16 protein-coding genes are annotated in these 13,838 nt (G+C 61.5%); 1 reads left to right on the top strand and 15 read right to left on the bottom strand.

Annotated features, from left to right (window positions below; translation table 11 throughout):
• Positions 1-25 precede the first annotated feature (25 nt).
• The gene (locus SK47_RS20565; RefSeq protein ID WP_047654397.1) at positions 26-907 is read right to left on the bottom strand and encodes a LysR family transcriptional regulator; all 882 of its coding nucleotides are present in this window, start codon (positions 905-907) and stop codon (positions 26-28) included.
• A 99-nt stretch (positions 908-1,006) separates the two neighbouring features.
• Between SK47_RS20565 and SK47_RS20560 the strand changes: the two genes are divergently transcribed.
• Positions 1,007-1,513, top strand: a complete 507-nt coding sequence (locus SK47_RS20560; protein WP_003861232.1) for a phenolic acid decarboxylase — start codon at positions 1,007-1,009, stop codon at positions 1,511-1,513.
• A gap of 60 nt (positions 1,514-1,573) precedes the next feature.
• On the opposite strand, the gene acpT is transcribed toward SK47_RS20560, so the two are convergent.
• From acpT to SK47_RS20490, 14 genes are read right to left on the bottom strand one after another with little or no spacing between them, the layout of a single operon-like run.
• A complete protein-coding gene (gene acpT / locus SK47_RS20555) occupies positions 1,574-2,167 on the bottom strand; it encodes a 4'-phosphopantetheinyl transferase AcpT (protein ID WP_003861235.1) in 594 nt (197 codons plus the stop codon).
• 2 nt (positions 2,168-2,169) lie between these two features.
• On the bottom strand, positions 2,170-3,399 hold the full coding sequence (locus SK47_RS20550) for a beta-ketoacyl-ACP synthase (protein ID WP_048245009.1): 1,230 nt from the start codon (positions 3,397-3,399) through the stop codon (positions 2,170-2,172).
• Positions 3,396-4,127, bottom strand: a complete 732-nt coding sequence (locus tag SK47_RS20545; protein WP_026094333.1) for a 3-ketoacyl-ACP reductase FabG2 — start codon at positions 4,125-4,127, stop codon at positions 3,396-3,398. Before SK47_RS20545 ends, SK47_RS20550 begins: the two co-directional genes overlap by 4 nt.
• Complete coding sequence (locus tag SK47_RS20540; RefSeq protein ID WP_080316483.1) at positions 4,121-4,597, bottom strand: hotdog family protein; 477 nt, start codon at positions 4,595-4,597, stop codon at positions 4,121-4,123. The genes SK47_RS20545 and SK47_RS20540 overlap by 7 nt, the downstream gene beginning before the upstream one ends.
• The gene (locus tag SK47_RS20535) at positions 4,594-5,760 is read right to left on the bottom strand and encodes a beta-ketoacyl-[acyl-carrier-protein] synthase family protein (RefSeq protein WP_048245008.1); all 1,167 of its coding nucleotides are present in this window, start codon (positions 5,758-5,760) and stop codon (positions 4,594-4,596) included. The genes SK47_RS20540 and SK47_RS20535 overlap by 4 nt, the downstream gene beginning before the upstream one ends.
• A 1-nt stretch (position 5,761) precedes the next feature.
• The gene (locus SK47_RS20530; RefSeq protein WP_022651978.1) at positions 5,762-6,340 is read right to left on the bottom strand and encodes a DUF3261 domain-containing protein; all 579 of its coding nucleotides are present in this window, start codon (positions 6,338-6,340) and stop codon (positions 5,762-5,764) included.
• On the bottom strand, positions 6,337-8,658 hold the full coding sequence (locus tag SK47_RS20525) for an MMPL family transporter (RefSeq protein WP_048245006.1): 2,322 nt from the start codon (positions 8,656-8,658) through the stop codon (positions 6,337-6,339). Before SK47_RS20525 ends, SK47_RS20530 begins: the two co-directional genes overlap by 4 nt.
• The gene (locus tag SK47_RS20520; protein WP_023314981.1) at positions 8,627-9,232 is read right to left on the bottom strand and encodes an outer membrane lipoprotein carrier protein LolA; all 606 of its coding nucleotides are present in this window, start codon (positions 9,230-9,232) and stop codon (positions 8,627-8,629) included. Before SK47_RS20520 ends, SK47_RS20525 begins: the two co-directional genes overlap by 32 nt.
• Positions 9,229-9,651: an acyl-CoA thioesterase gene (locus tag SK47_RS20515; protein WP_003861252.1), complete on the bottom strand. Its 423-nt coding sequence runs from the start codon at positions 9,649-9,651 to the stop codon at positions 9,229-9,231. The genes SK47_RS20520 and SK47_RS20515 overlap by 4 nt, the downstream gene beginning before the upstream one ends.
• A gap of 3 nt (positions 9,652-9,654) precedes the next feature.
• Positions 9,655-11,346 (bottom strand): glycosyltransferase family 2 protein, encoded by a 1,692-nt coding sequence (locus tag SK47_RS20510; RefSeq protein WP_048245003.1) that lies wholly within the window; start codon positions 11,344-11,346, stop codon positions 9,655-9,657.
• Positions 11,337-11,687 carry an ApeI family dehydratase gene (locus tag SK47_RS20505; protein WP_017693835.1) on the bottom strand — a complete coding sequence of 117 codons (351 nt, stop codon included), beginning with the start codon at positions 11,685-11,687 and terminating at the stop codon, positions 11,337-11,339. Before SK47_RS20505 ends, SK47_RS20510 begins: the two co-directional genes overlap by 10 nt.
• Complete coding sequence (locus SK47_RS20500) at positions 11,674-13,020, bottom strand: class I adenylate-forming enzyme family protein (RefSeq protein WP_048245001.1); 1,347 nt, start codon at positions 13,018-13,020, stop codon at positions 11,674-11,676. The genes SK47_RS20505 and SK47_RS20500 overlap by 14 nt, the downstream gene beginning before the upstream one ends.
• On the bottom strand, positions 13,013-13,612 hold the full coding sequence (locus tag SK47_RS20495; protein ID WP_023304569.1) for a COG4648 family protein: 600 nt from the start codon (positions 13,610-13,612) through the stop codon (positions 13,013-13,015). The genes SK47_RS20500 and SK47_RS20495 overlap by 8 nt, the downstream gene beginning before the upstream one ends.
• Positions 13,584-13,835, bottom strand: a complete 252-nt coding sequence (locus SK47_RS20490) for an acyl carrier protein (protein ID WP_003861262.1) — start codon at positions 13,833-13,835, stop codon at positions 13,584-13,586. The genes SK47_RS20495 and SK47_RS20490 overlap by 29 nt, the downstream gene beginning before the upstream one ends.
• Positions 13,836-13,838 lie beyond the last annotated feature (3 nt).

The following is a 13,838-nucleotide window of genomic DNA, read 5'->3' as shown; positions in this document are numbered from 1 at the left end:
TCCTTGTCGTTTTATGGTTCAAAACTTAAAGCGTAGCAGTTGACGATGACGGCTCCTGCTTAAAAAGGCGCAACAGCGTCTCAACCTGCTCGTCCAGCGGGCTGAGGGAGCGTTTGACGATGAGGTGCAGCGGCGTGGCGCGACGTACGCCGTGGCTGAGCGGCAGCGTTTTAAGGATGCCCTGCTGGAGCGGGGTCTGAATGCGTTCTTCCGGTAACCAGCCGTATCCAACCTGATACATCACCGCTTCGATCGCGGCATCGATAGTGGAGAATGTCCACGACTCCCCGGTGGGGTGAGTGGTGGGCTGGCTGTCTGCGATCTGAATGCGCGGCCACGGCCGTAGCATCTCGTCATTAAGCGGCGTATCCAGCGAAAACAGCGGGTGCGCGTGATGCGCGACGGCAACAAAATCGATATTCATCAGCCATTCGCCCAGGCCGGTAATGTCCTGGCGGCGGGTTAAGACCATCACGTCGGCTTCATCATTGAGCGCATCTGCGCGGCTGTTTTCCAGAACCTCGGTAAGCCGCACCTGCGTTTGCGGGTACAGCTGCTGAAACTGGCGCAAAATCGCGAACAGCCGGCTACGCGGAAAAATACTGTCTACCATCAGGTCGATACGGGTTCGCATCCCGCAGCGCAGGGTCGCAGCGCGCGTTTCAACATAGGCGAAGGCTTTCAGCAGCGGTTTAACCTGATTCAGCAACAGCTCACCCGCCGGGGTTAGCACGGCACGCCGTCCCTCTGTCATCAGGAGCGCCACGCCCAGCCGCTCCTGCAAAAGCGACAGGTTATAGCTGACCGAGGACTGGCTGCGGTAGGTCTCTTCCGCCGCCTTAGCGAAGCTGCCAGCCTCGATGACTCTCTCCAGCAAGGCCCACTGTTCGAGCGTCGTCTTGTGCATAATTAATCTAAATTTTGGATGAATTTGATTCAAACATAGCGTTATTCATTCATTTTTTGAAGGGGTACGATCGTCTCATCAAAACAAAGGAGACATCGTATGAGCACCTTCGATAAACATGATTTAAGCGGCTTCGTCGGCAAACATCTTGTATATACCTACGATAATGGCTGGAATTACGAAATTTACGTTAAAAACGAAAACACCCTGGACTACCGTATTCACAGTGGTCTGGTTGGCAACCGTTGGGTGAAAGATCAGCAGGCCTACATCGTCCGTGTTGGGGAGAGCATCTATAAAATTTCCTGGACGGAGCCAACCGGTACTGACGTGAGCTTGATCGTGAACCTGGGCGACCGCCTGTTCCACGGCACCATCTTCTTCCCGCGCTGGGTCATGAATAATCCGGAAAAAACCGTCTGCTTCCAGAACGATCACATTCCGCTGATGAATAGCTACCGTGATGCCGGACCAGCGTATCCAACCGAAGTGATTGATGAATTTGCCACCATCACCTTCGTGCGTGACTGCGGTGCGAATGACGATAGCGTGATCAATTGCGCGGCCAGCGAGCTGCCTGCAAACTTCCCGGAAAATTTAAAATAAGATCGAGAACAACGTGAACGGGACATTGGCCATGTTGGTTTTAACCGGCATGGCCGTTTTTTATGCCGCAGGAATACCGGAGTAAGTAACCGCTTCCGCCGTTAAGGTGAAAGGCGTAGGGGTACAGACCGCCAGGCTCAGCGAGCCGAAGCGTAGCTGACTGACCGGGAGCGACTGGGCGGTGCTGTCAATGCTGACTATCTGCCACGCGCTGCCGCCACGCTGTTTGACGATTGCCTCTTTGCGTGTCCAGATGCGCCAGAATGCGGAAAGCTGCTCTTCCGGCGCTTCACGTTCCAGCTCGTCATGTTCGGTGAGGCTGAAAACGGCATTTGCCAGCGCCTGCCAGTTCTCCCGCGGGCGGATCACTTCGATATCGCAGCCCACTTCACCTTCATCGCTCATCAGCAGGGCAATATCGTCCCCGCTGTGGCTCAGGTTAAACCACAGCGGATGGCCGTTAGCGAAGGCCGGTTTTCCCTGCTCGCCGTAAATTATCTCGGGAAGGGGCGAGGGGGATAAGGTTCTGGCGAGCAGCGTCCGGCCTGCAAGCCAGGAAGCGTGTCGTGCACCCTGAGGTGCCATGTCTGCGAGCGTTGACGCCAGCGGGTCCGCGCTAAGGGTGGAGATCTTTCCCAGTACAAACTGGTACATAGTTACGCCCAGCGTTTAATGATTATCGAGGTATTGATGCCGCCAAAGGCAAAGTTATTGCTCTGAATAAATTCGCAATCAATCGGGCGGGTTTCCCCCATAATATAATCTAAAGCGCCGCATTGCTCATCCGGTTGTCTTAAATTGAGCGTCGGCGTGAACCAGCCCTCCCGCATCATATGCAGACTCAGCAAGGCTTCCAGCGCGCCGCAGGCACCCAGGGTATGACCGAAATAACTCTTTAAGGATGAGATGGGCACGCTGTCGCCGAAAATGGCGGCGGTCGCCTGACTCTCGGCGATATCCCCGCGATCGGTTGCCGTGCCGTGGGCAGAAATGTAGCCAATGTCCTGAGGGCCAAGACCCGCCATCGCCAGCGACTGCTCCATACACACCTGCATGGTTTCACGCTGGGGCTGGGTGATGTGCGCCGCATCGCAGTTGGTGGCAAAGCCCACGATCTCGCCATAAATTGTCGCTCCGCGCGCTCTGGCGTGATCCAGCGCTTCCAGCACCAGCGTACCCGCCCCTTCGCCAATCACCAGGCCATCGCGCTGAACGTCAAACGGCGACGGCGTGGTTTTTGGCGCGTCGTTACGCTGGCTGGTGGCAAACAGGATATCGAAAACCGCCGCTTCCGACGGGCACAGCTCTTCCGCGCCGCCTGCCACCATCACCGTCTGGTAGCCGTGACGAATCGCTTCCCAGGCGTAGCCAATCGCCTGGCTGCCAGAGGTACAGGCGCTCGAGGTGGGGATCACCCGTCCGCGCAGGCCAAAGAACAGCCCGGTATTCACCGCCGTGGTGTGCGGCATCATCTGCACATAAGTGGTGCCGGTGATGTTGTGGGTGTGCTTTTCGGTGAGCATAGAGGCAAACTCGCTGACCGGCCCGGTGCTGCCGGTCGACGAGCCGTAGGCGATGCCGGTCTGACCGTTGGTCAGCACCGCGTCGTCGATTAGTCCCGCCTGCTCCAGCGCCAGCTCGGTGGCGCGGGTAGAGAGCAGCGACACGCGGCCCATGGCGCGAATGCGCTTACGGGTATAGTGAGCGGGGAGAGTGAAGTCTTCAATCGGCGCGGCGAGCAGGGTTTGCAGGCCGTCATACGCCTGCCACTCCGTCATGGTACGCACCGCATTTTCATACTCGCGCAGACGGCGCGAGATGGTCGGCCAGTCCTCGCCGAACGCGGTGACGCCGCCCATGCCCGTAATCACTACCCGGCGGGTCATAGCATGCCTCCGTTAATCGAAATCACCTGACGCGTCACATAGCCTGCTTTATCCGACATCAGGTAACTCGCCAGCCCCGCGACCTCCTCGGCCTGGCCCATACGCTGCATCGGGATCATCGACATCGCCGCGTGCAGTGCGGCTTCGTCCATCTCGATCATGCCGGTATCGATCAGCCCCGGCGCGATGCAGTTGACGGTGATTTTGCGTTTTGCCAGCTCGGTGGCGAGCGCTTTGGTGGCGCCGATGATCCCGGCTTTCGCCGCGCTGTAGTTCACCTGCCCACGGTTGCCCATAATGCCTGACACCGACGACAGGGTGATGATCCGCCCGCCCTTGCGGGTGCCGATCATCGGCATAATGCAGGGATGAATGACGTTATAAAAACTGTCGAGATTGGTGTGGATCACGCTGTCCCAGTCATCGTCGCTGAGCGCAGGAAATGCGCCGTCGCGGGTAATACCGGCGTTACTGACCACGCCATACCACGCGCCGTGGTCAGCGATCTCCTGTTCCAGCACCGTGCGGCACTGCTCGCGGTTGCCCACGTCGAAGGTGAGTAAACGGCCCGCGCCGCCTGCCTGGACAATCGCTTCCAGCGTCTCCTGCGCGCCCGCTTCATCACGATGGTAATGCACGCCGACGGTGAAACCGTCCGCCGCAAGCTGAAGGGCGATAGCGCGGCCAATGCCTTTGCTGGCGCCAGTGACCAGTACGGATCTCATGATGGTGTTCCCTGGTTGAAAAGTGTGGTTAATTCTTCCTCGCTCGGCTGGAAGGTGTTCACGCGGCCCGTGGCGAGGGAGACACTATCCGCATGAATGGTGCACTCGAAGCTGCCAAAGCGTTCATCCTGCATCAGACGTTCGATGGTGATGGTCAGCGTGCTGCCTGCGGCAAAATGCCCTGCGTCGCACACCAGCTCGCGCGCGCCCAGCACCATGCCCAGCGCACAGTGCGGCAGCCCTTTTTGCATCCGGTGCCATTCAGACCAGACGCCCACGGTCTGGGCCATCAGCTCCAGCGCAAACCAGCCAGGCAGGTTGCCGTCCGCGTCCAGGAACGGGGCCAGAACGCCCCGTTCGTTCACCGTCACGCTGCAAACGGCGCGGTCATTGGTGACGCTTTCCACGCTCTCAAGCAGCAGCATCGGCGTGTCGTGAGGAAGATAATCCCCGGGAGGTAAGTAGTGCATCATACTCTCCCCAGCAGAAGGCTGGCGTTGTTGCCGCCAAACGCGAAGGAGTTTGACAGGATCACCGGTTTATTCAGCGGTGCGCTCTGGTGCAGTAGGCCGAAGGCGGGCAGGGTGTCGTCCGGCGCGTAGCGGGAAAAATCCTGCGGCGGCAGCGGCAGGCTTCGGGTCAGGATCAGCCAGCTCAGGGCGGCCTCGGTGATCCCCGCGGCGCCCAGCGTGTGGCCGGTAAGATGTTTCGTGGAGCTGCACGGCACGCGGTCGCCAAAGAGATCGTGGATAACCTGCGCCTCAATGCGATCGTTCAGCGGCGTGGCGGTGCCGTGCAGGTTGATATAGCCGACGTCCGCCGCCGTTATGCCCGCCTCGTTCAGCGCCTGGTTGATGGCGCGGATCGCCCCTTCGCCCTGCGGATGTGGGGCGGAAATATGGTACGCATCGCTGGATTCCCCCGCGCCCAGGAGCGCAACCTCGCCCGGCTCGCGGGTCAGCACCATCAGTGCCGCCGCTTCGCCAATGGTGATCCCCCGACGGTTGCGGCCAAACGGTTCGCACAGGGTCGGGGAGAAGGACTCCAGGCTGTTGAAGCCGTTGACCGGCATGCGGCTCAGGCTGTCGGCCCCGCCGACGATGGCGACGTCCACCAGCCCGGCGTCGATCAGGCGACGACCGCTGATGATCGCCCGCGCGCTGGAGGAGCAGGCGGTCGAAATGGTATACGCCGGGCCGTCCAGCGCAAGCCAGCTGGCGAGAAAGCGCGACGGATCGCCCAGCTCCTGCTGCGGATATTGCCACTGCGGGCTGCGCTCGCCGTTCTGCGCGCGGCGCACGTACTCATCACCCTCGTCCAGTCCGGAGGTGCTGGTGCCCAGCACAACCGCCACGCGGTCTCGCCCCACGCGCGCAATGGCCGTATCGACGGCGGGCCGGATTTGCGCCAGCGCCGCCAGCAGCAGCTGGTTGTTGCGACTTCGATGCGCAGAAAAAGGCCCGGGGACAGGGGGAAGATCACCCTCCACCCCGCCCAGCACGGCCTCGGGTAAGCCCTGTAGCCAGCCCGCACGCTGGCGCATCCCGGGGGCCACGCCAGCGATCAGGTTCGCCGCTATTTCATCAGCCGAGTTGCCGAGTGCGTTGACCATGCCAACGGCAGAAAGGTAAATCATCTCAGTCACCCAGATATTGAATGGTGATGTGGTAGTGAAAAGCGTGCTGCACAATGCTAATCGGTTCGCGCCTGCCGTTACGATTCAGGTAGGCAATTTCCGTGACCAGCTTGCCATCGGGGTTGCGCAGTTCGCGTCTGGTGTCAGTATCGTTCAGCGTCCAGCCTTTCGGCAACTGCGGCTGCCAGGCGCTGAGCGGCCAGTGGCTCAGCATCACGTCGGCCAGCACCTGGCTGGCGGGCGGCAGCTGCGGCATCACAACCGACTGCTCGGTGTGGATCCCGGTGTCGTCGTAGGTGGCGAGGAACAGGCGGATCCCGACGGAGGAGAGGCCGGCAAGCGTCACTTTATTTCCGTCGGCGTTCAGCATCACCAGCAGCGACTGGGTCTGGCCTTTAAAACTGCCGGTAAGCAACTGCTGCGCGCGGATGGCAGGCGTGATGCCCGGCGGGGGCAGCGTGACGCGGGTACCGGGCTGGAGCCAGGCCTGAGGGCGCGCGTCATCGCGGTTCGTCGTATGGCTACACCCCGCCAGCAACAGGGCCATCATCACTGCCGCCAGGCGAATGAAACGGGTCATGGTAAGTTCTCTTTGTTAGACGGCATCGCCAGCGGGGCGAGCAGGAACGCGGTGAAGATACCGCTCACCAGCACAATGCCAAAGCTGCTGATGGCCTGAGTGGTGCTGAATACCAGCATCCCCAGCGTCAGCAGGGTGGTCATCATGGCGAGGGTAATCGCCAACATGGAGGTCAGCGGCGTGCCGCGCGGGTTGCTGAAAAACAGCGTGTAGTTGATGCCAATGCCGAGGACCAGCACCAGCGCCAGCAGGGAAAACAGGTTCACCGGATGGCCCGTCACGGCCAGCGCCGCCAGCCCGCCGCCCAGCGACAGCACGGATGGCACCAGCGCCACCAGCCCTTTTCGCCAGCCGAGACGTAGCTTCGCGCCGCCGGCAATCACCGCCAGCGCCACGCCCAGCAGCCCCGACAGCAGCGAGCGGTAGAGCGCAAACAGGCTGTCGAAGCTGGCCTTACGGTCAACCCAGACGACCCCGGGATGGCGGGTGGCCAGCTCACCGAGCGCGGCGCTGTTTCTGACGCCATCGACCGGGACCAGCACACCGCTTTTGCCGTCCGGCAACGTCAGCCACAGCAAACGCCAGCCCTCGCTGGCCGGGCTGGCGAGCCACGCTTCCACGCTGACAGGCATGGCGTTCAGGTTCGGAGGGACGGCATTCAGCCCCGTGCTTTGCAGCATTTTCACCACCGTCGGTGCGGCGTTGCGCAGCAGATGCAGATCGCTGTTCTGTCGCGCCAGCGAGTTCAGCGGCAGGGTACGCCAGCGGGTTAATTCACCGGCTTTTTGCGCCTGCGCCAGCGCCGGGGTAAATGCCTCCAGCCGCTCCAGCGTTTCCTGAGCCGACGCGCCATACACCACGAACCACTTCTGATCGACATTTTGCCCGGTCAGGGCGGTGATGGTTTTTTCCTGCGCCAGAATGTCCTGCGGCAGCGCCTGAAGCCGGGCGATATCGTCATCCACCCGCAGGCTGGCGATCCCGATGGCGGAGAGCAGCGCCAGTGCTACCGGCAGCCCGACGGAGAGGGCTTTACCGTCGCGCCAGGCGTCCAGCCAGCGCTGCATTATCCGTCTCAGGGGGACCGGGCGGACCGGCATGCCACGGCACAACCACGGATGCCAGAACATTACCGTCAGGCACGAGGCGCTCAGTCCTGCGGCGGCGAACACCGCCATCTGACGAATGCCGGGGAAGGGGGCCAGCATCATGAAGAGATACGCCACGACGGTGGTCAGCAGCGCCAGCAGCAGCGCGTTACGCACTTTTGCCAGGCTTTGCCAGGGCGAGTGTTCCGCGCCGTGCACCATCCGCTCCGTGAGGTAGTAAATCGTATAGTCCGCCGAGATGCCGATAATGCTCATGCTCATCACCAGCGTCATCAGGTGCAGCTCACCGAACAGCAGGAGCGTCACGACCGTCCCCGCCAGCGCGCCGATGGCAATGGAGAGCAGGCTCAGCAGCAGCGGACGCACGGAGCGAAACACCGACACAATCAGCAGGATCACCCCGAGCACCGTGGCGACGCCAAGCGTGGAAATATCGTTTTTAGCCTGCTGGCTGGCGTAATCGCTGTAGAACACCGTCCCGCGCGAGAGCAGCTGCGCCTGTGGATACTGGCTTTTCAGCGTCTGCTGCAACGCGTTGAGGGTGGTCACCAGCTGGTGGGTTTGCTGCATGTCAAACGACGAGCCCGCCAGCTCGCCGTGTAGCAGATACCAGTAGTTCCCGGCCGCATCTTTTGTCACCAGCCAGCCGTCCATCAGCTGCATCTTCTGGCTGTTCTTCGCCAGCGCGAGCTGCGCGCCGCGCATCAGCATCAGCGGATCGTTTTGCAGCTCCTTGCCGCTCACGCCGGAAAAGGCGGAGTAGAGCTGGGACAGGATCCACTGAGCCTGCGCTTCACCGCCGTTTTGCAGGCGGGCGCGGGTGGCCGGATCGACCAGACCATTGCGGTGCTGCCAGAAGAAATCTCCCCAGGCCTGTTGCCCGGCGGCATCCAGCGGACCTTTTACGACACTCAGCGCCTGGCTGCGTTGCAGCAGGGTTAACCACTGCTGCGCCACGCGCGGGTCCGGCTGTTTGCCGGGGCTGACCAGCCAGATGAGCTGGCGGTCGAGGCGCTGCATAAATCCGTCGTTAAGAGCGGGAGGGATCGCGCCGAGCGTCTGTTTCGGCAGCATGGCGAGCACGCTGCTGTTCAGCCGCGCGCCAGGCAGCAGCAACAGCAGCACGCCCAGCAGGATCAGGCATACCGCGGCCCACAGCAGCGCCGGGCGCAGGGCGTTACGGTGCGGCAAAGCGCTGGCGTTCTGCATCAGTCAGGCGCGCGGGCGTCAGTTGGTGGCGGGAGAGGGCGATATCCGTCGTGTCGCCCTGCTTATCGTTCAGGCGAATGGATTCCAGATAGATCGCGCCCTTCAAATCAAGGGTGGAGAAAATCTTGTCCAGCGGCGTGGTGACGGGCGTCAGCACCAGCGACCAGCGGCCTTCGCCCAGGTCTTTGAAATCGACGCGGAAGTTCTCTTCCAGTACCTTGCGGTCGGCCTGGAACAGCGCCCGCAGCAGATGGTTGAACTGAAACATCTGCGGGTTAGTGTCGGCGGTAATGGTCTGCGGCGACTGACCGTTGAAGATCTGCACCATCCGTTTGTCATCCAGCAGCAGCGTCATCGGGAATGGCGCTTTTTGATCCCACAGCAGGCCATTGTCACGGGCGATTAGCATCTCCCCCTGCGAGCGCAGGGGCTGAGGCATATCCTTGATCGTGCGGGTCTGTTCGAAGTGTGCGCGCACTACCGGTTGCTCCGCAAACCGCTGTTGCAGTTCATCCAGCGTGACCGCGTTCACCAGCGGGCTTACCAGCAGCGCGAGTAGCGTTATCCATTTCATGGCGCGATCCCCATGCGTTCGAACAGAATGGCCGGGCTGACAAAGCACATCTCCCGGCTTGCTTCTTCCACCGCCACCTGAATGGTGTAGCCGGTGGTGGTGCGTTTCCCGGTTTGCGCGTCGAAGATTTGATAGGCGATGCGCAGACGGTTTTCAACCTCTTCAATGTGGGCGCGGATGCGAATGCGCTGCTCGAAGGTCACCGCGTCGCGGTATTTCACCCGGGTATCCACCACCGGCCAGACGTAGCCGGACGCTTTCATCTGGCGATAGCCGTAATCAAACTGGTTGAGCAGCGCTTCGCGAGCAATCTCAAAGTAGCGGAAGTAGTTGCCGTGCCACACCACGCCCATCATATCGACGTCGTGGAACGGAACGGTGATTTCAACTTCAGCCGTAAAGCGGGGATCGGTCAGCACCCTTTACTCCTTCTCGTTGATCTCTGGCAGCTGCCAGAAATCGAAAAAATTAAACCAGTCGAGCGGCGACAAGAGCGCGTAATGCTCCAGCCGCTCCGCATAGCGGTCGACGGTCTGCTGTAGCGCCTGCTGGCGTTCGCCGCGCGGCAGCAGCAGCGGGTCGGCAAACGGCTCGCAGTGCAGGGTCAGCTTTCCCTGCTGACAGAGGGCAAAAATCAGCACCACCGGGCAGCGCAAAATGGACGCCAGGATAAACGGCCCCTGCGGGAACGGCGCGGGCTGGCCCATAAATTCGCTCCATATCACCCGCCAGCTACCGCCGCGCTGCGGGGTGACGGCAATGCGATCGCCCACGATCGCCACCCATTCGCCGCGATCCAGCTTCTCTTTGATGAGGATGGCGGTCTCCGGGCCAATGTCGGTGACCGGCATCAGGTGAATGCCCGCCTGCGGCGCCATCTCCTCCATCACCTGCTTAAAACGTCTGGCGTTGTCGCTAAAGACCAGCGCGTTGATGGTTTTCGCCCCTTCGCGCTGGGCCAGCGCCCGGCAGGCTTCCACATCGCCAAGATGCGACGCGAGTAGCAGTTTGCCCTGAGGATCGTCGAGCCCCAGCGCCTCCTGCGCGCCTGGCGCAAAGACCAGATCGCGATGGAGTTTCATTTCGCCGCGCCAGCTGGCCACTTTGTTCAGCATGGCATGACCGAAGCGCAGGAAGTGGGAAAAACTGTTAAGCCGCGCGGGTTGCGGCATTTGCCGCTGTGCCATCACCGTTTTAACCCGCGCCAGCCACTGCTGCGACGCCTGACGCGCAGCGCGGGCGGTTAGCCAGTAGACGGCCGTAACCGGCCATAGCAGGGCGGTAAACGCCTTACGCCCCAGCAGTTGCCAGACGCGCAGCATCAGGCGCATGCCCCATAATCCTTTTACCTCCTGCTGCTGCGCCCAGTGCTGCGAGCGGCGACGCATCAGCAGGGAAGGAATGCGCGGCAGCATGCCGAGAAACAGACGGGTATGCATCAACGAGATGCGCACGTTGTCTTTCAGGGCATCAAAATGGGATACCCCGTCCGGCGGATAGGTCACGCGGGTGGGCAGAAAATAGCTGGTGTTGCCCTGCCAGTAGAGGCGCACCATCACTTCGGTATCAAAATCCATTCGCCTGCCGAGCGGCGTGGTTGCTGCAAGGCGCAGAACCGGGGCTATCGGGTAAACGCGAAACCCGCACATACTGTCTTTCAGTTGCAGGGAGAGGGTTTCAATCCAGACCCAGACGTGCGTTATCCAGCGCCCGTACAGGCGCGAACGGGGGATTGAGTCATCGTAAACGGGCTGCCCGGAAATGAGCGCATCGGGATGACGCCCGGCCAGCGCCAGCAGTTTGGGAATGTCCTCGATAGCGTGCTGGCCGTCAGCGTCCACCTGAACGGCGTGGGTGAAGCCGCGATCGGCGCAGGCTTTCAGCCCCAGCATCACCGCCGCGCCTTTGCCGCTGTTTTCGGCCAGCCGCAGCAGTGTCATCTGCGGACGATCCGCCGCCAGCGCTTCAAGCGTGCGGCGCGTGGTTTCATCGCTGCCGTCGTCCACCACCAGACAGGGCAGATCGAAAGGCGCCAGGCGCGCCAGCACCGAAGCCATCATCGCCCCGTGGTTGTAGCAGGGGATCAGCACGCAGGGACGGAAGGTTACTGACATAAGCGAATCTTCCCGCTGCTGGCGGTGTGGCGCTCGTTACCCGCATGGCGCTGGTAGCTAAAGGTCAGCAACTGGCGTTCAGGCTGCCAGGCAAGGAGCAGCGTGACCGTGTTCTCCGGCAACAGCGGGGCGGCGAACTTCACGTTCTGAATACTGTGAAAACGGTAGCCCGACGCCAGCGCGGCGGCGTAATGCATCACCCAGTCGAGCTGCGCCACGCCCGGCAGCAGCGGCTGTACGGCGAAATGTCCCTTAAACCAGAGCAGGTCAGGATCAAGATAAAAGGTTATCTCCAGATGCTGTGGATCGGGCTGGAGGCGCCCGATTTCAGGGATCTTCATGAAACAACTCCTGTAGCTGCGCAGTCACGCGCTTGTTCATGCTGTTGACCGGGATTTCATCAACGATCCGCCAGTAGCGCGGTACGGCAACCGGTTCAAGCCAGGGGCGAAGGGCGCGTCGCCAGGCGAGCTCCTGCGCTGTTTTGCCCTGTTCGTGTTGCTGACGCACCGCTTCATTCAGCACCAGCAATACGCCAATGCCCTGACGCCCGCCGCGCGTCACCGTCAGCGCGGCGGCCTCGCGGATGCCGTCCAGCGCCAGCAGGCGGTGCTCAATGTCATCGAGTGAAATGCGCTTATCTTCAATTTTGACCACCCGACCACGACGCCCGACGAGGCTGAACTGCCCGTCAGCCGTGAAGTGCAGGATATCATCCAGCACGATTCCCTCCGCCTCGGGGATCAGCGGCGACGTCACGCGATCGCCGTGAAACGCCACGCCGGGAAAAGGCTGCCAGCGCGTGCTTTCCTCCTGACGGTAGCGCCAGGCCATTACGCCCGTTTCCGTGCTGCCGTATATTTCATCCGGCCAGACGTTGAGCCAGGCCTGAACCGCGGCGACCTCCAGCCAGGGCAGCGCGCCGCCGGCGGAGACGAGCAGGTTGACGGGGGGCGGCGTCAGCGACGCGTCCAGCCGCTTGAGAAACGCCGGACTGCTGATGAAAAGATAGCGTTTATCGTCGGGAAGGGCAGAGAGCTGCTCGGCATAGTTGAGCAGGCTGGCATGCAGCGGCAGGCCGAGCGCCATGGGTAAGACAACACGAAACGTCAGGCCATACAGGTGGTGCAGCACCACGGAAGCCACGACGTGACAGCCCGCCAGACGCTCGCCAAAATGCGCCGCCAGCAGACGAGCCTCACGATCAAGGCTGACCACCGGCTTACTGACCCGCTGCGGCGTGCCGGTCGAGCCGGAGGTGTAAAGCTCGATCGTGCGCATCTCACCGATGGCAGGCAGCGGTGAAAAGGGATGGCCTGCCCGCTGCGCGGAAGCCACCCGCAGCTGTCGCCCCTGAAAATCGAGCGTGGTGTCGCTCAGGACGCCGCTGAACAGCGCCCGCTGTTCGTTAAGCTGCGCCGCCCGGCTGTGCCCGGGGAGGACCGGCGTTTTACCCGCATGCAGCGTCGCCAGCAGCGCGACAATAAACAGATAACCGTTTTCGATGCACAACGCCCAGCGCTCGCCATCTTCACGACGCAGCGTGTCGACCAACTGAGTGACGTCGTGGCGCAGATCGCCAAGCGTCCAGAGATGGTCGTCCTGCCAGGCGACAGGGGTGTCGTCAGGGCGGGGCGCACTGAGCCACTGGCTAAGCGGAAGAGGGTTAAGCATCGTTTTTCATCGCCCGTTGTCGCACCACCCACTCGCCAGCCATCAGCGTGCCCATCAGGAGATAGGCAATCATCCCATTCCACAGCGTCCACAGACGGATATCGGCGTGTAATACGGTAAACAGCGCGATCGCCCCGTTGATAATAAAAAAGCCGCACCAGACCTGGGTAACCCGGCGCGTGTAACGTACCCCGACGGGGGAGAGATCCGGTTCACGCAGGCGCGCCAGCCGTTCAACGACAGGCATTGCCGTCCACAGCGAACCGCCAAACACCACCAGCATCACCAGATTCACCACCACTGGATATAACAGCACCCACTGGTGCGCGTGCAGGACGTAGCTCGCCGCGCAAAGCGCTATGCCAGCCAGCGCCACGCTCACGAACAGATAACGCAGGGGGCCGCCCTGCCGACGGGCCTGGCAGACGCGCAACAGCAGCACCAGCGCCATCACGGGCAGTATCCCGTGCAGGCTATTATTCGCCAGCCCGAAGCCGATCAAAAACGGCCATGCCAGCAGCATCAGCCCCGTCAGGGCGGGAAGAACTGGAATCGAACGCACGTTACGCGTCGCGCTGAAGCTGTTCCACAACGTCCACGACGTCCTGCACCGTGCGCACCGCTTTGAAGGTTTCGGGCTTGATTTTATGGCCCGTTTTCTTTTGCAGGTGCACCACCATATCGACGGCATCAATGCTGTCGAGGTCCAGATCCTCGTAAAGACGTGCCTCAGGGGTAATATCCTCCGGGGCGATTTCAAACAGCGTAATAAGAAGCGCAGAGACTTCCTGATAAATCGTTTGTTGTTCTGTCATAGC

The organism is Enterobacter sp. BWH52 (assembly GCF_001037565.1).
In the GTDB taxonomy this organism is placed as follows: Bacteria; Pseudomonadota; Gammaproteobacteria; order Enterobacterales; family Enterobacteriaceae; genus Enterobacter; species Enterobacter hormaechei_C.
This window is presented reverse-complemented; position numbering and strand designations above follow the sequence as displayed.

What these genes read in the sequence shown, in the direction of transcription:
- SK47_RS20490 (WP_003861262.1), bottom strand. Translation starts at nt 13,835, where the DNA reads ATGACAGAACAACAAACGATTTATCAGGAAGTCTCTGCGCTTCTTATT.
- SK47_RS20550 (WP_048245009.1), bottom strand. Translation starts at nt 3,399, where the DNA reads ATGACCCGCCGGGTAGTGATTACGGGCATGGGCGGCGTCACCGCGTTC.
- SK47_RS20525 (WP_048245006.1), bottom strand. Translation starts at nt 8,658, where the DNA reads ATGCAGAACGCCAGCGCTTTGCCGCACCGTAACGCCCTGCGCCCGGCG.
- SK47_RS20535 (WP_048245008.1), bottom strand. Translation starts at nt 5,760, where the DNA reads ATGATTTACCTTTCTGCCGTTGGCATGGTCAACGCACTCGGCAACTCG.
- acpT (WP_003861235.1), bottom strand. Translation starts at nt 2,167, where the DNA reads ATGTACCAGTTTGTACTGGGAAAGATCTCCACCCTTAGCGCGGACCCG.
- SK47_RS20560 (WP_003861232.1), top strand. Translation starts at nt 1,007, where the DNA reads ATGAGCACCTTCGATAAACATGATTTAAGCGGCTTCGTCGGCAAACAT.
- SK47_RS20520 (WP_023314981.1), bottom strand. Translation starts at nt 9,232, where the DNA reads ATGAAATGGATAACGCTACTCGCGCTGCTGGTAAGCCCGCTGGTGAAC.
- SK47_RS20540 (WP_080316483.1), bottom strand. Translation starts at nt 4,597, where the DNA reads ATGATGCACTACTTACCTCCCGGGGATTATCTTCCTCACGACACGCCG.
- SK47_RS20530 (WP_022651978.1), bottom strand. Translation starts at nt 6,340, where the DNA reads ATGACCCGTTTCATTCGCCTGGCGGCAGTGATGATGGCCCTGTTGCTG.
- SK47_RS20565 (WP_047654397.1), bottom strand. Translation starts at nt 907, where the DNA reads ATGCACAAGACGACGCTCGAACAGTGGGCCTTGCTGGAGAGAGTCATC.
- SK47_RS20500 (WP_048245001.1), bottom strand. Translation starts at nt 13,020, where the DNA reads ATGCTTAACCCTCTTCCGCTTAGCCAGTGGCTCAGTGCGCCCCGCCCT.
- SK47_RS20510 (WP_048245003.1), bottom strand. Translation starts at nt 11,346, where the DNA reads ATGTCAGTAACCTTCCGTCCCTGCGTGCTGATCCCCTGCTACAACCAC.
- SK47_RS20505 (WP_017693835.1), bottom strand. Translation starts at nt 11,687, where the DNA reads ATGAAGATCCCTGAAATCGGGCGCCTCCAGCCCGATCCACAGCATCTG.